Genomic DNA, 20,774 nt, shown 5'->3' on the forward strand with positions numbered 1-20,774 from the left:
CCGSCACTACCCTGAGGCGATCAACCGCAGCTGGCGCGCTCGATGCGGTTCTGCGCATCCACCTGCACGGTCACGCGGTCCTGGCGGAAGTCCATGGTCACCGCCATGCCCGGCTTGACCACCCGTGCACCGCGCGCGCCGCTGTCAGCCACCAGTTTCTTGATCGTGGCTTCGTCGGCGGTCTTGCCGGTGAAGGCCTCCAGCGCCTCCGGCCTGCATTCGTGCGCGGCATCGGCCACGGGCGCTGGCGCGGGATCGTGGGTGGTGCTGCTGCCGGCGTGACTGCAGGCGGCCAAGGGCAGGATGGCGAGCAGGACCAGAGGGTTGAGGCGCATCGTCGGGCTCCAGGCGTGGATGGTGGCGGCAGTGTCACCGCTGCCACCGTCAGGCTGCGTCAACGCCTACTGCCCGACCAGCGCCAGGGTTTCGCGCTCACGTTGTTCTTCCCGTACCAGCCGCTGCAGCAGCAGGGCCAGGGTCACCACGTCCTGGTGGTTGTGGTCGGCCACCCGGCGCAGGTTCACCGCGTCGCCGCCGCGCAGGAAGCGCAGCCATGCGCCCGGCGCTTCAGAACCGGGCAGGTCGTCCTCGCGCACCACGCGCAGCAGCTGGCGTTCGATGGTGGACAGCTTACAGTTCTCCCACGTGCCGCGATAGCGGCGGCGGGTCGGATAGAGCAGGTCGACGTGATCCAACGCGCTGATCGGGCAGCGCTGGCGGGCCAGCCGGTAGCGCGCCTTCAGCAGCGGCGCATCGTAGCTGCGGCCGTTGTAGCTGCAGAACACGGTGGACGGCTGCAGCCAGCGGGCGAAGGTGGCCAGCATCGCATCCTCGGCGGCCATCGTCGCCATCAGCAGCTGGCGGATGCGCAGGCCTTCGCCGCGTTGCGGGCACACATGCCAGTCGGCGGCACCGATCATGAAGGCACGGGTGCCGGTGCCGCCGGCCAGGCCGGTGGTCTCGGTATCGAAGAACAGCAGATCGCGTGGGGCCACGTGTTCGCCTTCGCGGCGGGCGAAATCCAGTGACAGCGGCTGCGACGGAATGGGCTGCGGCTGCAGCGATTCGATCAGGAACAGGCCCGGTGCGATCTCCTCACCGGGCAGCTGGCGATCCTGCGCGCTGGCGCGTGCCGGCGCGGCTCCACCCCGCGAACGCAGGCCGAGCAGGCGATGCAGGCTGCCCACTTCCGGCCGACGCAGCGGTGCGGGTGCCGGTGTGGAGGCCGCTGCACCGGTCGGCTTGTGGCGGATTTCCTGTTCGACCCAGGCGAACACCGAACGCTCGGCCGGTGGTTGCCGCGCATCGTTGGCGGCAACCGGTGCCGCAGGTGCTGCGGGCGGCGGCTCGGGCGCAGCCGGCGTGACTGCCTTCGGGTCACCGGCCTGCTTCCGCAGCAGGCGCAGCTTGTCCAGGCTCAGGCTCACGGGGCCAGCAGCTCCATCGGGTCGCGGGTGGTCACCACCACGTCGGGCACGTGCCGGCAGGCCTCGGCATCGAACAGGTCCAGCACACGCAGCGCCAGCGCGCGCGGCGAGGTGTCATCCTCTTCCTGCGCGGCCAGCACCGGGCCGACACAGGCCGGGCAGCCGGCCTTGCAGTCGCAGCGCTGCACCAGTTCGCGCGCGCGCTGCACCAGCTCGGCCTGGCGCTGCCACAGCGGTTCGCTGAGGCCGACGCCGCCGGGGAAGTTGTCGTACAGATACACGGTGGGCACGAACTCCTGCAGCAGTTCCACCACACCGGGATCGCCCTCGCTGCCGCGCAGCTGGCCACGGCCGCTCTGGTCGGCAATCGCGAACCAGGAACCATCGCCGTTGCCCACCGACTTCTGCAGGTCACGCGCATCGGCCATCACCGCTACGGTGGCGACGATGTGCAGCGCATACGCGGCGCCGAGGAAGCCATCCAGCGCATCCTGCTTGCTGGCGAAGGCGCGCAGCAGCAAGGCCTGCGGCAGCTGCCACCACACCGCCGTGGTGTGCAGTTCCTGGTCGGGCAGGTTCACCGGCCCGTAGCCGATGTTCTCGTGGGTGTAATAGCGGATCTTCTTGTAGCCGGCCACGCGGCGCACCACGTGCACTTCGCCATGGTGCGAATCGCCACGGCCGGCCACGCCGCCATCGAAGCGGTCCAGCACCTTGAGCCTGGTGAAGTCGATGCTGTCGGTGTAGTAGTCCACGTGGGTGCGGGTGACATAGGCCTTGCGGCCCTCCCAGTCCAGCGTTTCCACCTGGTACGGGGTGGACTGCACCATGTGGATGGCGCCTTCATACAAGGTGAGCGCGGCGGCGGAGTAATCCACTTCGGCGATGATCTGCTGGCGGCCATCGCTGCGGTCGACCACCACGAAGTTGCCATCGGCCACCGCGCGCAGGCTGACCGCGTTGGCCGGATAACTGTCGGCGATCCATTCCCAGCGCTCGCCTTCGCGGTGGATCACCTCGGTTTCGGCCAGCGCTTCCAGGAACACTTCCGGATCGATCGGGCCGAAGCCATCGCCGACCCGGAACGGCAGCTCGAAGGCTGCACAGCGGATGTGGTCGAACAGGATCAGCGGCTGGTCCGGGGCGATGCGGGCGTGTTCGGGCGAGGCCTCGGCGAAGAAGTCCGGATGGCGAACCACGTACTGGTCCAGCGGCTGCGAGCTGGCCACCATCACCCCCAGCGCGGGCTGCTGGCGGCGCCCGGCGCGGCCGAATCGCTGCCAGGTGGCGGCCACGCTGCCCGGGTAGCCGTTGAGGATCACCACGTCCAGGCTGCCGATGTCCACGCCCAGTTCCAGCGCCGAGGTGCTGACGATGCCGTCGATGTTGCCGGCACGCATCGCACGTTCGGTCTCGCGTCGCTCGGTGGGCAGGTAGCCGCCGCGGTAGGCGCGGATGCGCGGTGGCTTGCGCGGGTCGTGGTCGAAGATGTCCTTCAGGTACTTGGTCAGCACTTCCACCATCAACCGCGTCTGTGCGAACACCAGCGTCTTCAGCCCGGATTTGATCGCGATGCGGGCGATGCGGTTGCTCTGCGAACGCGCCGACGCGCGCAGGCCCAGGTCCGGGTTGATCACCGGCGGGTTCCACAGCAGCACCTGCTTGGGCCCACTGGGCGCGCCGGATTTGGTGATCGCGGTGACCGTTGCCTCGATCAGCGCCTCGGCATGCGCCTGCGGGTTGCCGATGGTGGCCGAGCACAGGATGAACTGCGGTTGCACGCCGTAGAACGCGCAGATGCGCTTGAGCCGGCGCAGTACGTTGGTGACGTGGCTGCCGAACACGCCGCGGTAGGTGTGTACTTCATCGATGACGATGTAGCGCAGGTTCTCGAAGAACTGCGCCCACTTGGTGTGGTGCGGCAGGATGGCCTGGTGCAGCATGTCCGGATTGGACACCACGATGTCGCCATGCAGGCGGATCGCCTGGCGCGCATCGCCGGGGGTGTCGCCATCGAAGGTGAAAGCCTTCACGCCCAGGTCGCCGGCACGGTTGAGTTCCAGCAGTTCGGCCACCTGGTCCTGGGCCAGTGCCTTGGTCGGAAACAGGTACAGCGCTTTGGCCTTGTCCTGCATCGCCGCGCTGACCACCGGCAGGGTGTAGCACAGCGACTTGCCGCTGGCGGTGGGGGTGACGATGGCCACGTGCTCGCCGCGCTGGCTGGCCTCCCACGCCTCGGCCTGGTGGCTGTAGAGCTGCTCGATGCCACGGGCCTTCAGCGCGGCAGCCAGGGCCGGCGGAACCGAATCGGGAATGGGCGCGTAGCGGCCTTCGCGGCCCGGAATGGCAAAGCTGCCGGTGATGCGGTCCTGGTAGCGGCGCTGCAGGCGCGCGCTGAGCAGGGCGCCGTCGCGCGCGGGCAGGCCGTCGCGGGTGGCGAGCTTCTGCTCGGCATCGGCGGTGCGCTTGGCGAGTTCGTAGGCCATGGAAAGTGGAGCCGGGACGGATTGCGAGGGGTCACATGGCACCACATCCACGTCTCAGGATGTGAGACATCGGCGTGGGATGCAGTGAACTGTTCAGAGCCCCCGGCGTCGCAGCTGTTCCGCAGGCTGAACAATCGCCGCACCGGCAACGAAATCTGAAGCCCGCATCCGTATCCTTGGGCGCTGGACGCAACCAACAGGGTGGGTGGCTGTGGCACGACGTGGAACGCAGGGAGGACTGCTGGCCAGCCTGTTGCTGGCGGGCATCGCGCAGGCGCAGCAGGCAGTGCCGGTAGCGGTCCCCGATCCTGCGCCCATTCCCCCGGCAGATGCTTCGACGGCAACCACCGGACCGGTTTCCACCGCCCTGCCGCATGACAACGTGACCACCCTTGGCGAAGTGCGCGCACTCAAGCCGGAAGACGAGCCGCTGGACCTGTACCGCTTCAAGAACCCGGTGAAGTTCGGCGACAACCGTTTCAGCCGCGATTGGCAGGAACCGCCCACGCCCGAGCAGGTCAGCCTGGGCGGCGGCTACATCATGATGGGCGTGGTCAAGGGTGTGCTGGCGGCGGGCCGCGGGCTGAACAAGCTCACCGGTGGTCCGGACCAGATCCAGGCGGCGGTCGCACGGCCGCCGCCGGCGCTCAGCGCCGAGCAGCAGCGGCGCGCGTTGCAGTTCTCCCAGGAGCAGGGTGCCGGCGATGCATCGCCAGCGAAATAGCCGCGACGATCAGGCCGGTTGGCCCGGTGCCGGGCGTGCTTGCAGGTCGGCGTCGAGCGCGCGTCGCCGGGCGCGGGCGCGGAGGATGCTGCGCGCCAGCAGGACGGCCTGCACTACGATCAGCCCCAGTGACAGCAGCAGCATCAGGCTGCTGGCCGCCGCACGCTGGATGCGGTCATCGGAGGCGCCGGGCTCCACGCGCAGGCGCAGACCGCCTGCGTCCTGCCAGGTGGACAGCACGAGTCCCTGCAACGAGAACGGTACAGGGGTTGTGACCACCGCCTCTGCTTCCTGCCAATGATCGAGCAGCGTGTCGGAACGTACGGGCTCCTGCGGTGCGTGATGCACCCCGGAGCGCAGGTCATCGGGCATTTCCAGCACCACGCCGCCGCGCTGCAGGCTGATCAACTGCGGGGTGAGCGCTGCCAACCGGGTAGCGATGGCGGCACCGGCATGCTCGCGGGCGATGCCGCGAAGGGTGCCGAGGTCGCCCTCGGTCATGGACATCCCGTCTTCGCCCTCTGCGGCCAGCCGGCGCATGTGCATGGCCAGTTTCGCCCAGTCGTCCAACGCGGTGTCCTGACCGTCCACGTCCACTGAAGCACCGAGCGCGTGCACGATGGACTGCTGCAGCCCCGCACAATCGGGCAGGCCGACCGTGCAGGCGGCTTCGACCGTATCGACCATGCGGCCGAGCGCCGTCACTATCTGCTGCTCGCCACGCGCTGCCATCAGCGCCTGCTGATAGGGGTCGCTGATCTGCTGCATCATCAGCATGCGTAGCATTGACGTATAACCGTCCTTCTGCGCATTGACGAAATTGCCGCGGTACAGCAACAGCAGTGGGTCGGGCACCGACAGCGCAGGCAGCACCACTGCCGTGGCGCCCCAGTGCATCCGCGTGCAATCCGGAAGCACCACCTCCGTGCCGGTATCGGCCAGCCGGGTCAACGCGAGCTCGCATTGACCTTCTCCGTTGAGCCGTACGCGGTCACCAGGCTGCGGAGGATCCTGCAGCAGGCTGTCGGCGTTGCTGTCAGTCCGCGTCTGGGTGCCCTGCAGGCCATGCCAGGCCAGGCGTAGATCGTTGGAATCACCGGCCAGCATCGCGGTCACCGCCCCCAGCAGCGCAATCACCAGGAGCAGCAGGGTGCCGCCCCAGCGGATGGGTGGGAAACGGCGCTGTTCATCCACCCGCGACCAGTGAGGGCCCATCGACAGGACCTCGCCGGTGGCCTGGGCGATATCCAGGTGCACGGTCTGCTGCAGCGGAAGGCGCCCGCATTGCTGCCAGTGCGCCGGGAGTTGTACCTGAAGGCTGTCGCCGACGAAAAAGCGTTGCAGCCGCAGTGCGGCATTCCTCGGATTGGGCATGTCCAGCCGATGCAGCACGCCCTGCACGCGATGGACCCGCCCAGGCCGGACCTTGCGCAACGGTGGCCGCACCTGGCACACGATACCAGCCAGGGCCGCTGCAACGGCCAGCAGCATGACCAGCGGCAGCGCATCTCCCACGTCGGCGACGGTGGCCGTCAGCAGCAGTGAAAGTGCGAGGATCCAGAAGCCGGCTGGCAACCACCCAAACGCGGGCCGCTGCCGCAGCAGGGTTTCCTCGAGGGTCTCGGCACGCTCTTCCAGCGTCGTGACTGGCTGGGCGGGCATGGACGGGGGCGCGGGCAGTGGTGGGGCGCCAGGCGGGAGCCCGTCAGCGCGGCCATCATGCAGGCTGCGGCTGCGTCCTTCGACAACGGAAAAATCATTGAGCCGCACGACGATGGCTTGACGCGCCGTCAGCACGACGTCGGCGACGTTGTCCTCGGCCAGGAACAAGGGGGCATCGTAGGGCAGCAGCACGTCCACACCGCCGAGGGTGTCGTGTAGCGTCTCGACGCCGTTGGCGATGATGCCATGGCGGCTGAAGCGACCCTGCAGGCGACGTACACCGGTTTCCCACGCAAGACCGTGGGCGACTCGGAGGGGCTCCAAGGCCAGTGCTTCGTCGTCCTGCAGCTCACGGACTACCTGCGTGCGGCGCAGGTCGGCCAGCGCATTCTGGTTGTCCTTGCGCCGCGACTGGTAGTTCAGCCAAGCCACCAGCGCCACGAGCAGCAGGATGATCTTGACGATGATAAAGAAGCTCATCGACGCACCTCGGCCGAAGGCGGCTGAGGTGCGATGGCGGGGTGTGGGGATGTGGGTGATGCGCACGACATCGTGTCGATCATGGCTCCCTCCAATGGAGCTGTCCGTCCGCGCATCAGTCTGCCTCGGGTGGCCCGTGCAGGGCAAACCCGAGGGGGCCGGCACTCTCTGATCCGGGCACGCAGGTTGATATGCGCGTAAGGGAGACGGCTGCTGTCGAGGTGGAGGGCTACGCGCTGTCGCCTGTCCTATGGCGCTGAATGCGTCAATCGAGAGCCGCGCACGCGCCGCCGCTCCAACCACCACAGCAGCGCGGCGCACAGCACGAAGGCCAGCCACCATGGCCAGCGCGAACCCGGCACCGGCCGCGTGGCCTGTGCATTCGCCGGTGCGCTGCGGACCAGCGCCTGCGTGGTGGCATCGATCATCGCCTGCCGATGCAATGCAGGTGCCTCCTTGGGATCGAACACATAGCGCCAGACAACGTTGTCGCCATGCTGCAGGCGCTGCCAGCCTGCCTCACGGGGCCACCAGCCGGCGCAGCGCAGCGCCGACGTCGCGCCATCGACGATCAGGGGTACATCGTCGCCACGCTTGTTGAAGACCTGCAGTGGCGCCTGCACGCCGCATAGCACCTGTCGTTCCCCCGCCCAGCTGATCGGCTGCGGTGACCACAGTGCATCAGCGCCTCCCCGTGCACGCGCCAGCGCGGCCACCACGCTGCTCCAGAGTTCGCCGTGGCGGTCATCCCGCCCGGCCAGTACCCAGCGCCAGCTGTCAGTCAGCGGCAGCAGACCGATGCGGCCCTTGCCGGCCGCACGCCAGCCGCCGACGGCCTTGCCACCCCGATCGTGCAGCAGCGTATTGCTGCCCGGTGCCTGCAGCGCCAATGCTTCCAGCGAAGGCAGCGCGGCGCTGTGCGAGCTGCGGTCGGCTTCTTCGCCGTAACCGGTCGGCAGCGTGCCGGCGGCAAGCGGGCCACGGCGCGCGGCGAGCATCGCGCTTTCGCCATCGCCAGGAAGGTCGAGGGGGTGGCTGCTGCCGTCACCCTGCACCGGCAGCCCCAGATCATGCAGGTGCTGGCGCGCGCTGGCCGAAGGTGCGCCAGCACTGCGCACCAGCACGCCCAGTCCATCGCGCAGGGCCTCGCGAACCGCGGCCAGCTGGCCTCCACTCAATGCCGCCAGGCGGCGCTCATCGAGCAGCAGCAGGTCGCTGCGCGCCAGCGTTGCAGCATCGAGCGAGACCACGCCATCACCCACGCTGAGCCCGGCACCGGTGTCGGCCTGCGCTTGCACGCGCAGGCCCGCGTCCGTGGCCCAGCGGCGCAGATACTTCAGTTCCGGCCCGGGCGCGCTGGCAAGCACCAACAGGCGCAGGGGTGCCGCCGACAGTGTCTGCTGCGGCACCGGCACGCTGTCCACCACATGGCCTTCCGCGTCGAGCAGGCGCATCCGGAACACACTGCGGCCTTCGGCGCGGGCGATGCCGGTGAGCTGGACGCGGCCGTCCTCGGCAACGTCCGCGCGATCGACCACGGTGTCGGCCGGGTCCAGCAGCTCGGCCTTCGCCTTTGCCGCGCCACGCGCCTGCGCCTGTACCTCGAAGCGTCCGCCGGGAGCAACACCGGCCGGTGGCTGCAGCGCGACCCAGCCGCGCGGTGGGGGTGCCGGCTGCCAGCGCACCTCACGCGGCAGTTCCGCGTCGCGATCGCGTGCGACCAGACCAGCACCGACCAGGGTGAGCGTGGACGCTGGATGCTGGCGCAGCGCGGTGGCCAGGTCGGGGATACGCTGCCCACCAGGTACATCGCCCGCTTCCGGCAGCAGCAGCAGCGGACCTTCGCTGGCTGGCAGCGCAGCCGCCTTGTCGGCCTCGGCGCCGAGCACGACCAGGCCGGCGGCAGGTCGCTGATGCGTAGGAGGTACCAGGCAGAAGTACAGCAACGTGGCGACGATGATCTGCAGCACGATCATGATCCACCGATGGCCTGGGTGCGTTGTGCTTCCACGCAACTGGCGCACGCTGGCGATGACCACGACCAGGGCGAGTGCCAGCGCAATCCACAGGCTCGAACCGGAGGCGTTCATGGCTGCGCCTCCAGCGCGTCGAGATACCGTTGCCCCATCGCGTCGGCGGCACTGCGCCGCATCACCTGCGGCAACGGACGCTGCAGGGCACGCCACAGCTGCGCACGCAGGCGCTGGCGGCAGTCGCGGCAGCCGGGCTCGATGCGCAGCTGCTCGATGGCCGCAGCCAGGTCCAGTGCATCGGGCAGGTAGGTGGCGTTGCGTTGCTGCCAGCTGGCGAGCGCATCGAGATCGGGTGTGCCGATGTCCTCGCCGAGACGCTGCCAGGCTTCGATAATGGCCGGGTCCGGCGGCGCGCGTGCAGCCAAGGGCAGTTCACGGCTGGACAGCCCGGCGCGATCACCGCCCAGCCGGCGGCTTTCGTCGATGGGTGGCAGCTCCGGCCCGACCCGGGCCAGGTAAATGCGCTCGGCCTGCTGCACCTGCTTGATGAAGCCCAGCGCCTTGTAGGCGAATGGCAGGGCCTGTTCCGGACGTCCCTGGCGCAGCTCGCCTTCGGCCGACCACATCTGGTCCAGTGCTGCCTTCAACGTCGCACGGGTCTGCGGGTCGAGCAGGGTGGCCGCCTCGGCATGGTCGTGGGTGTGGCCGTACTGGGAGAGCACGTCGGTGGCGCTGCCGAACACCGGTGGGGTATCTGCGTTGGCTGTGCCGCCATGATCATGGCCATGGTCGTCGTGCCCACCGGCCTGCGCGCCATGGTCGTGCTCGTGATCGTCGTCATGGCCATCTGCGGTCGGCGCATCGCTGGTGGGCAGGTCGCTGGTCGGCGGCGGCTTCGGTGCGCCCTCGCTTTCCTCGCCCAGGAACTGGCCGTAGCGCAGGCGCAGGATGCGCTGGTCGACACCGATCGCATCGCTGCGCTTGATGAAGTCATCAGCGGCCAGGCCATGTCGCTGCCGGATCAATGCCTCGGCATCGATGATGATCTGTCGCTGGCTGCGGAAGTAGGCCGGCAGTGTCTTCTTGATGCGGCCTTCCAGCTCGGCATCCAGCGCAACCTCGGCACTGGGCAGGCGCAGGATCACGCTGCTGCTGCGTCCGGTCTGCGGTGTGGGCGTGTGGTTGTCGCGCACTTCCAGCTGGGCGATCACATCGTTGCCAGGTTGCGCACCCAATGCGGCGAGGTTGAGCGTATGCGCGAAGCGTCGTGCGGTCGGCTCGCCACTACCGGAGAGGCTGACGCTGCGACGCACGAAGGTGATGTTCTCACCGCTGCCCTGGGTGGTGGTGATCGACAGCGTTGCCTGTGCGGCCACGCCGTAGTCGTCACTGGCCTCGAAGCGCAGCGACCATTGGCGCTGTCCGGGCGAGCCCAGCACCAGGCTGGCAGCGGGTTCCAGCACGCGCACGTTGGGCGCACGGTCGGCCACCACGTCCAGCCGATGCAGGCGGGTCTCGGCCAGTGCCGGTTCGCTCACCACGCGATACAGCACCGGCGCGCGTGCCACGTCCTGCGCCTGCCATTGGCCGTCCTGCTCGTTAAGCGGCAGGCGTCGGCCATCATGGAACTGCAGCCACGCTTTGTCCGGTGCGCGGTCGAAGCGCAACGACCACGACAGCTGGCTGTCGGCAGCAACCTTGGCATCCAGCGCATTCTGGGTGAGCGTGGCCTGGCCGGTATAGGCCGGTGCGTCGATGCGCAGGCGGGTGGACTGCAGGTGCAGTGGGCCCGCGGGGGTGATGCCGCCGTGCGCCGTGGGTGCAACGGCGGCAGGGCCGCTGTTGGAGCGCGGCCAGCCGAGTGCCAGCAGTGCGATGGCCAGGCCCGCAATCCAGCACAGGGCCAGCACCACGCGCGGCCAGCGCGGTCGCAGCTCCGGCATGTTGCGCCCCAGCGCGGCCAGCACGTGCGTGCGTTGGCGCTGCTGCAGCGGGTTGAGCGTAGCGGCATCGGCGAACAGCAGATCGGCACTGTCCTCGCTGGTGCCGCTGGCATCGAGCTGGCGTTGCAGCCATTGCCGGTCCAGCCGACGGGCGTGCTCAGTGGCCAGCGCCGCGCAGGCGAGCAGGCTGAGCGTGCCGACCACGCAGGCGATATCGAAGCCGGCCAAGCGCAGCGCCAGCACGGTCGCAGCCAGTGCCCACGGCAGGCCCAGCAGCAGGGTGATGAGCGCACGGCGGCGGCGCGCGCGTTGCCAGGCGTGCTGCAGGGTGTTCATGCGGCCACCCTGCGCCGGGCGCTGCTGGCCATCCAGCGTTCCAGCGCGAACAGCAGTACGACGGACAGCAACAGCCAGGGGGTGGGCTCACGCACCGGGGGCGTCGTCGAAGGTAGTGCGGCCGCGCGCGGTGCCTGGTCCCGTGCATCGCCCAGGCGCGGTGACGCTGGGGGCTGCAGGGCCAGCAGCAGGGCACGCGGCAGCTGCGGATCGCGCAGTGCTGCGTTGCTGGCGGCATTCCAGTCGCCAGGCAGCGACAGCAGATGACCTTGGCCGATGCGTTGGTGCCAGAGCAGCGGTGCACCGTTGGCGTCGCGTAGCAGTACATTCGCCTCTGCGCCGGGCTTGCTTGCAGCCAGTACGTGGCCGCCGTCGCGCAACCATCCCTGCCAGTTGGCAGGCAACGGCTCGCTGCGGCCCCATACGCCTGTCTCGCCAAGTTCGGGCAGTGCATCTGCTGACAGCGGCGAGAGCGCCGCCTGCGCGCCCCAGGCGCGTTGCAGCGCATCCAGCCAGTGCTGGGCTGCGGACGATGTACCGACGTGTACACGCAGGCGCGGCGAGGCCGCCGCAGGATGCCGCTTCGCGATCGGCATCGGCTGTGGCCGCCACTGCACCTCGCGCGACAGCTGCAGCCGCGCGCCATCCAGGCTGGGCAGTGGATCGGGCACATGCACTGTCAAGGCGGTACCGGCGGGCAGCTGGGCATCCAGTTCCCGCAGCAGGCTGGGCAGGGAAGCGCTGGAGACCGGTGGTGCCTGGTCAATGGTGGGGAAGCCAGCTGCCAGCCAGTGCCAGTTGCCTTCCTCGGCCGTTCCACGCAGTGCCATGGCATCCAGTCCCGGCGCTACCACGGTCCACGCAGTGTTGACCGGCGCGGGGCCGGTCAACGCCGGCCGCGCCAGCAGCAGAGCCAGCGCTGCCAGCAACAGCAGGCGCACCAGCAGCAACGACCAGTCATCGAAACGGATGCGCTGGCGCGGGCGGATCTGCGCGCGCAGCCAGCGCAGGGCCGCGAAATCCAGCGGCGTGTACGGATGGCGGCGGGCCAGGTGGATCAGCAGCGGCAGCAGCCAGGCAGCCAGTGCGGCCAGGCCCAGCGGGAACAGCAGGTTCATGCGCTGCCCCGGCGGCCGAACAGGGCCTGCAGTGGCTGGTCCAGCGGTTGGTCGAGCCAGCCGGTCGCGCTGGCGATGCCGGTGGCCTGCAAGCGTGACTGCAGGGTGGTGCGCGCGGCAGCGAAGCGCTGCAGGTAATCGCTGCGGATTGCCGCGCCATCGCCCAGCAGTTCGTCGCCGGTTTCCGGATCGCGGAAGCGATGGCCGGCATCGAACGGGAAGTCGCGTTCGTCGGCGGTCAGGATCTGCAGCAGCATCACCTCGCGGCGCGCGCCAGCCAGTTGTTCCAGCAAGGCGATACCGCCTTCGTCGAAGCCGTCGCCGATGGCCAGCAGCAGATCGCCGGGGCGCACGCGCTCCCACAGCGGGCGCAGGCGCTCGGCCACCGGCCACGCGCCGCGGGCCTGCAGGGCATGCAGTTGCAGATGGATGCGATCGCGCTGGCGTGCACCACTGGCGGCCGGCACCAGTTGCAGGCCATCACCGTTGATTGCCAGCAGGCCGAAGCGGTCGCCCTGCTGCAGGGCCAGTTCCAGCACACACGCGGCGACGCCACGCATGTGGTCCAGGCGCGTGCGCTGCGGTGCTGCATGGTCGGCCTGGCCGGCCGAGGCGGTGGCATCCAGCAGCAGCCAGACCGTGATCGGGCTTTCGCGTTCGGATTCGCGCACGAAGAAGCGGTCCGAGCGCGCGTACAGCTTCCAGTCGATCTGGCGCAGTTCGTCACCCGGCTCGTAGGCACGGTACTGGGCGAATTCCAGGCCGGCACCGCGGCTGCGGCTGGCGTGCTGGCCGATGCCGCTCGCCCCGCTGGCCAGGCGCGGCCGCAACCGCAGCAAGCGCAGGCGCGCACGCAGTTCCGGAGGCAACGTCAGCGGCGCACCTGCATTCACGCGTGGATCAACCCGGGAACGGCACGGCCTGCAGCAGCGTGGCGACCACGTCGTCGGCACGCTTCTGCTCGGCCTCGGCGGCGAACGACAGCAGCAGGCGATGGCGCATCACCGGAGCGGCCAGCGCCTGCACGTCCTCGCGGGTGGCGGCGAATCGGCCCTGCAGCAGTGCGCGCGCCTTCGCAGCGAGCACCAGCGACTGGCCGGCACGTGGGCCAGCGCCCCACTTCACCCACTGGTTGATTGCCGCAGGTGCGCCGTCACCCGGTCGGCTGGCACGTATCAGGCGGGTGATCCAGGCCAGCACATCGGGGCTGACATGCACCTGGCGCGCGGCCGCCTGCAAGGCGATCACGGCCCCGGCATCCATCACCTTCGGAACCCCATCCGTGGCACCGCCGGTGGTCTGTTCCAGGATCTGCCGTTCCTCGTCCTCGCTGGGGTAATCAACCAGCACGTGCAGCAGGAAGCGGTCCAGCTGCGCTTCCGGCAGCGGGTAGGTGCCGGCCTGTTCGATCGGGTTCTGCGTGGCCAGCACGAAGAACGGTGCGGGCAGCGCATAGGTGGTTCCCGCATAGCTGACCGTGCGTTCCTGCATGGCTTCCAGCAGCGCCGCCTGAGTCTTGGGCGGGGTGCGGTTGAGCTCGTCGGCCAGCAGCAGGTTGGTGAAGATCGGGCCCTGCTGAAAGCGGAAATGGCGATGGCCGGTGCCGTGGTCTTCCTCCAGCAACTCGGTGCCGAGAATGTCGCTCGGCATCAGGTCGGGGGTGAACTGCACGCGCCGGAACTGCAGTTCCAATGCCTGGCCGAGCGAACGCACCAGCAGGGTCTTGCCCAGCCCGGGCGCACCTTCCAGCAGGCAGTGGCCGCCGGCCAGCAGGCCGATCAGCAGCTGTTCGACCACGGTGTTCTGGCCCACCACCGCGCGTGCGAGCGCAGCGCGCAGATCGTGCAGGCGCGGCAGCAGGGAATCGAGGTCGGGGGTGGTCATGGGCGTGCAGGTCCTATCAATTGTTCAACGCGTACATCACGATGTTGACGCCGAAGCGGGTGTTGTCTTCGGCCAGGAAGCGCTTGTTGCGCCAGTCGTAGTCCCACTCGCAGCCGTAGTCCTTGTTGCTGTAGAGCAGGCCCAGGCGGCCGTCGACTTCGATGCCCTTCAGGTAGTCGTGAACCAGATCGTCGCCCCAGCCGTTGAGCTCGAAGCTGGTGGCGGGCGGGCCGTCGGGGAAACGGAAGAAGCTGCGGTACAGCGGGTGGCTGTTGGGCAGCTTCTGCAGTGCCTTGGGTCCGAACAGGCGACCCATCTGCGCTTCGAACGAGGTAGCGAACAGGCCGTCGATATCGTGGTTGCAGTCGTCGACGAAGACGAAGCCGCCATTACGCACATAGCGCACGAAGTTCTGCCGCTCGGCGGCGTTGAACTCCACCAGCGTGTGTCCGGCCAGGTAGCAGAACGGCGCTTCCAGCATGCGCGGGTCGGCCAGCGCTACCACGTGTTCCTGCGGGTCTACGCGCAGCGAGGTGTAGTCGATCAGCGAGGTGATCAGGTTGGACGGCATGCGCGCGTCCACGTCCCAGTCGCCGGAGTCGTACTGCAGGCGGGTGAACCAGAAGTCGTAGCGCGAACTGCGCGGGCCCGCCTGCGCGAACGCTGGCAGCGCCGCCGCCGAAGCGGCAGCGGCCAACCAGCGCAGGCAGGCCCGGCGATCCATCAGACCGCGTCGGACAGCGAGGTGAAGGTGAAATCGCGCAGCTTCATCGGCGGGATCATCATCACGTAGCTGGATTCATCCCCGGCCACGCGCACCGGCTTGCCCAGTTCTTCGATGTTGTTGAGCATGATCACCGGCGATTCGTTGAAGCGGAAGTTCTTCACCGGGTGCTTGATCTGGCCGTTCTCGATGTAGAAGGTGCCATCGCGGGTCAGGCCAGTCAGCAGCACGGTCTGCGGATCGACCATGCGGATGTACCAGGTACGGGTGACCAGGATGCCCTTCTGGGTGCCACGCACCAGCTCGGCGGTGCTCTTGTCGCCGCCACTCATCAGCAGGTTGCCCGGCGTCGCCTTGGCGGTCTTGCCCTGCTTCTGTGCCCAGAAGCGCGAGTAGTCCAGGTTGGCCACCTTGCCGTTCTCGATGATGGCCATGCGCTCGCGCGGCATGCCTTCGCCATCCCACGGCAGCACCGGCGCTTCCGGGTGCCAGGGGTCGGCATACATGCTCACGCGCGGGTCGTACACCTGCTCGCCCAGCTTGTTGCCGCCGCCCTTCTTCGACAGGAAGCTGCGGCCTTCATCGGCCGAGCGCGCGCTGAAGAAGTTCATCATGAAGCTGATCAGGCCGGCGGCTGCGGCCGGCTCCAGGATGACCGTGTACTTGCCCGGTTCCAGCGCCTTGGCCTCGGCCGACTCCGTGGCCTTGCGCATGGCGATGCGGATGTCCTGCTCGGCCTTGAAGTCCGCCGCATCCTTCAGGTTGCGGCCGACCCAGCCCGAACCACGGCCGTCTTCGGTACGCACGGTGCAGGTGTAATCGAAGTTGGTGGTGCGCTGGTAGGCGAAGTTGCCATTGCTGTTGGCAGTGGCCTGGAAGCCCTGGCCGTCCTCCAGGAAGCCAGCGGCAATGAGTCCGTTGCCACGACACGGCGCGATCGAATCGGCGGCAACCTTGGCACGGAAGGCCGGATCAATTGCCGCAGTGGACTCGCTGAAGGTCGGGCTGGCGCGGTAGCTCTGCTTGCCGATGGCCGGCATGAACTCCGGGTTTTCCGGGGCCAGGCGCGCCAGGTCTTCGGCACGGCGCACCACGCGTTCCAGCGCGGCGTCGTCGAACTCGTTGATCGAGGCAGTGCCGACGCGCTTGCCGAAGGCGACGGTGACCGCCAGCTCGGTGTTGTCGACGATGCCGCTGGTGGAGACATTGTTCAGCGCGAAACGGATGTTGCCGCTGATCGCGCCAGCCAGCACGGCGGTGCATTCGTCGGCCTTGGACAGGGCGATGACCTTGTCGAGGATGGCCTTGGCCTGGGCTTCGGTGAAGATACTCATGGTGTAAGGGCTCCTGACCGATCAGCCGAGGCTGCGTGCGGTGTTGATGACGTTGATGCCGTTGAAGCGCGCGGTGGACGAACCGTGCGAGACCGCCGAGACCTGGCCCGGCTGGCCCTTGCCGTCGAAGAACGAACCGCCCAGGCGGTAGTCACGCTCGTCGGCCACGGCGGTGCAGGCGTTCCAGAACTCCGGCGTGCGGATCTGGTAGGCCACGTCTTCCAGCATGCGGGTGATCTGGCCGTTCTTGATCTCGTAGAACAGCTGGCCGCCGAACTGCGCGTTGTAGCGCTGCTGGTCGATCGAGAACGAACCATCACCGATGATGTAGATGCCGTTCTCCACGTCCTTGATCAGGTCCGGCACGCTCAGCGGCTTCTTGCCCGGTGCCATCGACACGTTGGCCATGCGCTGGAACTGCACGCTGGACCACGAGTCGGCGTAGCAGCAGCCGTCGGACTCGGTCTTGCCGAGGATGTGGGCCTGGTCGCGGATGGTCTGGTAATCCACCAGCTTGCCATTGCTGATCAGGTCCCAGCGCTTGCACTTCACGCCTTCATCGTCGTACGCCACCGCGCCGAGGCTGCCCGGCTGGGTCTTGTCCGCAAAGATGTTGACCAGCTCGCTGCCGTACTGGAAATGTTGTTCGCGCTTGTCCAGGGTGGCGAAGCTGGTGCCGGCGTAGTTGGCCTCGTAGCCGAGCACACGGTCCAGCTCCAGCGGGTGGCCGATCGACTCGTGGATGGTCAGCCAGGTATGCGACGGGTCGAGCACCAGGTCGTACTTGCCCGGCTTCACCGACGGGGCCTTCAGTTTTTCCTGCGCCTGCCTGGCGGCGGCGATGGCGTCTTCCTTCATGTTGTAGGAAGAGCTGTAGTTGACCACACCATTCGGGCTGACCACCTTGCCGGCGGCCGCACCATCCAGATACTCGTAGCCCAGGCCCATCGGCGAGGACAGGCCTTCGCGGGTACGGAACTTGCCGCTGGACTTGTCGATGGCGGTGATCGTCATCGGTGCCCAGATGCGGTGCACGTCCTGGTCGATGTAGGAACCATCGGTGGAGGCGAAGTACTTCTGCTCGTTCACCAGGAACAGCATCGAATTGACGAAGCTGGCGCCAGCGCCCATCGCCGCGGCATTGACGTCCAGAAGCAGGTCGACCTTCTCCTTGATGGGCACTTCCATGGCGTTCTTGCGGATCGGCGTCTTCCAGCTCACCTCGCCCACGCCCGGCGCCTTGGCCAGCTGTACCGGTGCGGTCTGCACGCCGGCGTTGGCCTTGGCGATGGCGGCCGCCTGCTGCGCGGCCCTGGCTACATCGGCAGCGCCCAGTGCGTTGGTGGCGGCAAAACCCCACGCGCCGTTGACGATCACGCGGATGCCCACGCCGGTGGATTCGGTGTTCACCACGTTCTGCACCTTGTCCTCGCGGGTGATCACGAACTGCCGCAGGTAGCGGCCGATGCGCACGTCGCAGTAGGTGGCACCGGCCTGGCGGGCGGCGGCCAGCGCCGCATCGGCCAGGCGCTTCTTCAGCCCCAGGTCCAGCGTGCTCTGCAGCTGTTCGGCGGCAATCGCCTTGCCGAAGAAGGAGGGCACGATCAGCCCGCCCGCGGTAAGCCCGGTCAGGGCCAGGAAGTCACGTCTTTGCAAGGCTGCTCTCCATGTCGAAGGATGGGTGGCTCAAGCGCCGAGACTGCGCGCGGTGTTGATGATGTTGATGCCGTTGAAACGGGTGGTGGACGAACCGTGCGAGACCGCCGAGACCTGGCCGGGCTGGCCCTTGCCGTCGAAGAACGAACCGCCCAGGCGGAAGTCGCGTTCATCGCAGATGGCGGTGCAGGCGTTCCAGAACTCCGGCGTGCGGATCTGGTAGGCCGCATCCTCGACCATGCCGGCGATCTTTCCGTCCTTGATCTGGTAGTACAGCTGGCCGCCGAACTGGGCGTTGTAGCGCTGCTGGTCGATCGAATACGAGCCCCGGCCGTGGATGTAGATGCCGTTCTCCACATCCTTGATCATGTCCTCCACGCTGAGCGGCTGCTTGCCCGGTGCCAGCGAGACATTGGCCATGCGCTGGAACTGCACGCTGGACCAGGAATCGGCATAGCTGCAGCCATGCGAGGCGTCGCGGCCGAGGATATGGGCTTCATCGCGGGTGGCCTGGTAATCGACCAGCACGCCGTCGCGCACCAGATCCCAGCGCTGCGTCTTCACCCCTTCGTCGTCGTAGCCGACTGCACCGAGACTGCCGGGCTGGGTCTTGTCGGCGAAGAAGGTGACGATGTCGCTGCCCCAGCGGAAGCCGGCATCGCGCTTGTCCAGCGTGGCGAAGCTGGTGCCGGCGTAGTTGGCTTCGTAGCCAAGCACGCGGTCCAGCTCCAGCGGGTGGCCAACGTTCTCGTGGATGGTCAGGAACAGGTTGGACGGGTCCAGCACCAGGTCGTACTTGCCGGGCTTCACCGACGGCGCTTTCAGCTTCTCGCGCGCGTGGCGGGCGGCGGCGATGGCATCCTCGACCGGGTCGTAGGAATCGCGGTAGGCGGTGATGCCGCCGGGCAGCTGTACCTTGCCGCGTGCATCGCCGTCCAGGAACTCGTAGCCCATGCCCATCGGCGAGGACAGCCCGGCACGGGTGCGGAACCTGCCGCTGGCCTTGTCGATGGCGGTAGCGGTGAACGGCAGCCAGATGCGGTGGATGTCCTGGTCGATGAAGGAGCCGTCGCTGGAGGCGAAGTACTTCTGTTCATTGACCAGGAACAGGGTGGAATTGATGAAGTCGGCACCCGCATTCAGCGCCGCGGTGTTGAGCGCCAGCAACAGCTCGACCTTGTCCTGGATGGGCACCGCCATCGCGTTCCTGCGCACCGGCGTCTGCCATCGTACCTCGCCGACCGAGGGCGTCGGCGCCAGCTGCACCGGCCGCGTCTGGATGCCGGCGTTGGCGCGGGCGATTGCCGCAGCCTGCTCGACCGCAGCGCGCACGGCGGCCTCGGTCTGTTGATGGGTTGCAGCGAAGCCCCAGGCCCCGTTGACGATCACCCGAACGCCCACGCCGGACGATTCACGGTTGGTCACATTGCCGACCTGGTGCTCGCGGGTGATGACCGACTGGTTGAGATAGCGGCCGATACGGACGTCGCAGTAGCTGGCCTTGGCGCTGTGTGCGGCCGCCAGCGCGACCTCGGCCAGGCGCCGACGCTGGGCGGTATCGACCGGGGCGAGCAGCTGCTCGGCGGCGATGGCACGGGAATGCGGCAGCAGCAGGCCCGCCAGGCCCAGACCGGAAAAAGCCAGGAACTCACGTCGTTGCACAGCGTTTCTCTCTCTCGCTTGCGTGCGGTTGGCAACGGGCCGGACCGATCACGTCAACTCCTCGACTTTCGCCAGCACGGCGGCTTCGGGCAAGTGACTGCAGTCATGGTTGGTGGGGGGCGGCAGGGCTTGCAGCCCTGCACCTGCTTCAAGCCAGGGCAACGKCAACGKCAAAAGCKGGCATTCCGTGGGTTGGCGGGGCGGTGTCGGATTGCGGGGACGCCGTGAATCCGTCCATGGAGGCTTGGCAGCCGCATCCATGCGGCTGACACCCCGCAATCCGACACCGCCCCACCTCTGACAGATTCCTGCGGCTGTTGGTAGGTGTCGACCTTGGTCGACACAATCTGTCAGATATCGAAATGAATCCGGGGTCAGATMCGTTTTMCTGCGGAAAACGGATCTGACCCCAAGAGCCGTTCCAACAGACCACGTAAAACTGTCGAAGGCGGGGTGGGTCCGGTTGCGGGGGCGTGAGCGCCATGGATGGCGCGACCGAGCCTACAGGGACGTATTCACGGCGTCCCCCGTAACCGGACCCATCCCGCCATCCCGCAGGAAGCCCGTCGTTGCTGTTGCTTCGGCTGTTGCCGTTGTTCCGGCTTCGGCAGGTGCAGGGCGCCGCCCTGCCGAGCAACACCCCCTCGTGCACAATGGGGCCGACTCCGCCTGGACACCGTCCCTGATGTCGAGCAAGCCGTATTCAGAAGCCTGCGAGCGCAACCGCGAACCGATCGCCGCCGCACTCGACCCGTGGATGGGCGACCGCCATCGGGTGCTGGAAATCGGCAGCGGCACCGGCCAGCACGCCGCCTTCTTCGCCGAGCGCTGGCCGTGGCTGCGCTGGCAGCCCAGCGATCATCCGGACCATCTGCCTGGCATCGAGGCCTGGCGCGCCGAGGCGGCGCTGCTCAATCTGCTGTCGCCCGTGGCGCTGCAGGTGGAGCTACCGCCCGCGCCGGGCCTGGTACTGTCCGAGGGCAGCACGTTCGACGCCGCATTCAGCGCCAACACGCTGCACATCATGGGCTGGGAGTACGTGCAGGCGCTGTTCGGCGCGCTACCGCCGCTGCTGCGCCACGGTGCGCTGCTGGCGGTGTATGGCCCGTTCAATTATGGCGGCCGCTACACCAGCGACAGCAATGCGCAGTTCGATGCCTGGCTGAAGGCGCGTGATCCGCGCAGCGGCATCCGCGACAGCGAGGCCGTGCAGGCGCTGGCTGAGGACAACGGCTTCACCCGCCTGCGCGACGTGGCGATGCCGGCCAACAACCGGCTGCTGCTGTGGCGGCTGGGCTGAACCGCCGGTAGTGCCGGCCGCTGGCCGGCAATCGATGGCCAGGAAGAGGCCGGCCAGCGGCCGGC

Annotated in this window: 15 protein-coding genes; 2 read left to right on the top strand and 13 right to left on the bottom strand. The window is 68.1% G+C overall.

The window, feature by feature from the left end:
- Nucleotides 1–20 precede the first annotated feature (20 nt).
- The 3 genes from D7Y61_RS11555 to D7Y61_RS11565 form a co-directional block, all read right to left on the bottom strand.
- Complete coding sequence (locus D7Y61_RS11555) at nucleotides 21–335, bottom strand: I78 family peptidase inhibitor (RefSeq protein ID WP_049461562.1); 315 nt, start codon at nucleotides 333–335, stop codon at nucleotides 21–23.
- Between the two features lie 66 nt (nucleotides 336–401).
- Nucleotides 402–1,427, bottom strand: coding sequence for a ribonuclease H-like domain-containing protein (locus tag D7Y61_RS11560; protein WP_180866358.1), 1,026 nt, complete (start codon nucleotides 1,425–1,427; stop codon nucleotides 402–404).
- A complete protein-coding gene (locus tag D7Y61_RS11565; RefSeq protein WP_180866359.1) occupies nucleotides 1,424–3,913 on the bottom strand; it encodes a DEAD/DEAH box helicase in 2,490 nt (829 codons plus the stop codon). Before D7Y61_RS11565 ends, D7Y61_RS11560 begins: the two co-directional genes overlap by 4 nt.
- Before the next feature lie 205 nt (nucleotides 3,914–4,118).
- Here D7Y61_RS11565 and D7Y61_RS11570 point away from each other — a divergent pair, with 205 nt between their 5' ends.
- On the top strand, nucleotides 4,119–4,637 hold the full coding sequence (locus tag D7Y61_RS11570) for a hypothetical protein (RefSeq protein WP_180866360.1): 519 nt from the start codon (nucleotides 4,119–4,121) through the stop codon (nucleotides 4,635–4,637).
- 9 nt (nucleotides 4,638–4,646) lie between these two features.
- Here D7Y61_RS11570 and D7Y61_RS11575 read toward each other — a convergent pair whose 3' ends face one another.
- The 10 genes from D7Y61_RS11575 to D7Y61_RS11620 all read right to left on the bottom strand — a co-directional run bounded on the left by D7Y61_RS11575 (nucleotide 4,647) and on the right by D7Y61_RS11620 (nucleotide 19,409).
- Entirely contained in the window at nucleotides 4,647–6,779 is a 2,133-nt protein-coding gene (locus D7Y61_RS11575) for an IgaA/UmoB family intracellular growth attenuator (protein WP_180866361.1), read from the bottom strand.
- A 248-nt stretch (nucleotides 6,780–7,027) separates the two neighbouring features.
- Nucleotides 7,028–8,869 (bottom strand): hypothetical protein, encoded by a 1,842-nt coding sequence (locus tag D7Y61_RS11580; protein ID WP_180866362.1) that lies wholly within the window; start codon nucleotides 8,867–8,869, stop codon nucleotides 7,028–7,030.
- Nucleotides 8,866–11,031, bottom strand: coding sequence for a hypothetical protein (locus D7Y61_RS11585; protein WP_180866363.1), 2,166 nt, complete (start codon nucleotides 11,029–11,031; stop codon nucleotides 8,866–8,868). Before D7Y61_RS11585 ends, D7Y61_RS11580 begins: the two co-directional genes overlap by 4 nt.
- Complete coding sequence (locus D7Y61_RS11590) at nucleotides 11,028–12,149, bottom strand: BatA domain-containing protein (RefSeq protein ID WP_180866364.1); 1,122 nt, start codon at nucleotides 12,147–12,149, stop codon at nucleotides 11,028–11,030. Before D7Y61_RS11590 ends, D7Y61_RS11585 begins: the two co-directional genes overlap by 4 nt.
- Nucleotides 12,146–13,042: a DUF58 domain-containing protein gene (locus D7Y61_RS11595; protein ID WP_180866365.1), complete on the bottom strand. Its 897-nt coding sequence runs from the start codon at nucleotides 13,040–13,042 to the stop codon at nucleotides 12,146–12,148. The genes D7Y61_RS11590 and D7Y61_RS11595 overlap by 4 nt, the downstream gene beginning before the upstream one ends.
- Nucleotides 13,043–13,049: 7 nt before the next feature.
- The gene (locus D7Y61_RS11600; RefSeq protein WP_180866366.1) at nucleotides 13,050–14,033 is read right to left on the bottom strand and encodes an AAA family ATPase; all 984 of its coding nucleotides are present in this window, start codon (nucleotides 14,031–14,033) and stop codon (nucleotides 13,050–13,052) included.
- 16 nt (nucleotides 14,034–14,049) lie between these two features.
- Nucleotides 14,050–14,757: a DUF4159 domain-containing protein gene (locus D7Y61_RS11605; RefSeq protein WP_043400817.1), complete on the bottom strand. Its 708-nt coding sequence runs from the start codon at nucleotides 14,755–14,757 to the stop codon at nucleotides 14,050–14,052.
- A complete protein-coding gene (locus D7Y61_RS11610) occupies nucleotides 14,757–16,091 on the bottom strand; it encodes a TldD/PmbA family protein (protein ID WP_180866367.1) in 1,335 nt (444 codons plus the stop codon). Before D7Y61_RS11610 ends, D7Y61_RS11605 begins: the two co-directional genes overlap by 1 nt.
- Nucleotides 16,092–16,112: 21 nt before the next feature.
- Nucleotides 16,113–17,747: a TldD/PmbA family protein gene (locus tag D7Y61_RS11615; RefSeq protein ID WP_180866368.1), complete on the bottom strand. Its 1,635-nt coding sequence runs from the start codon at nucleotides 17,745–17,747 to the stop codon at nucleotides 16,113–16,115.
- Between the two features lie 30 nt (nucleotides 17,748–17,777).
- Entirely contained in the window at nucleotides 17,778–19,409 is a 1,632-nt protein-coding gene (locus tag D7Y61_RS11620; RefSeq protein WP_180866369.1) for a metallopeptidase TldD-related protein, read from the bottom strand.
- Between the two features lie 685 nt (nucleotides 19,410–20,094).
- Here D7Y61_RS11620 and D7Y61_RS11625 point away from each other — a divergent pair.
- On the top strand, nucleotides 20,095–20,709 hold the full coding sequence (locus tag D7Y61_RS11625; protein ID WP_180866370.1) for a DUF938 domain-containing protein: 615 nt from the start codon (nucleotides 20,095–20,097) through the stop codon (nucleotides 20,707–20,709).
- Nucleotides 20,710–20,774: the final 65 nt, after the last annotated feature.

It is taken from the genome of Stenotrophomonas maltophilia (assembly GCF_013464485.1).
Lineage (GTDB): Bacteria > Pseudomonadota > Gammaproteobacteria > Xanthomonadales > Xanthomonadaceae > Stenotrophomonas > Stenotrophomonas maltophilia_AW.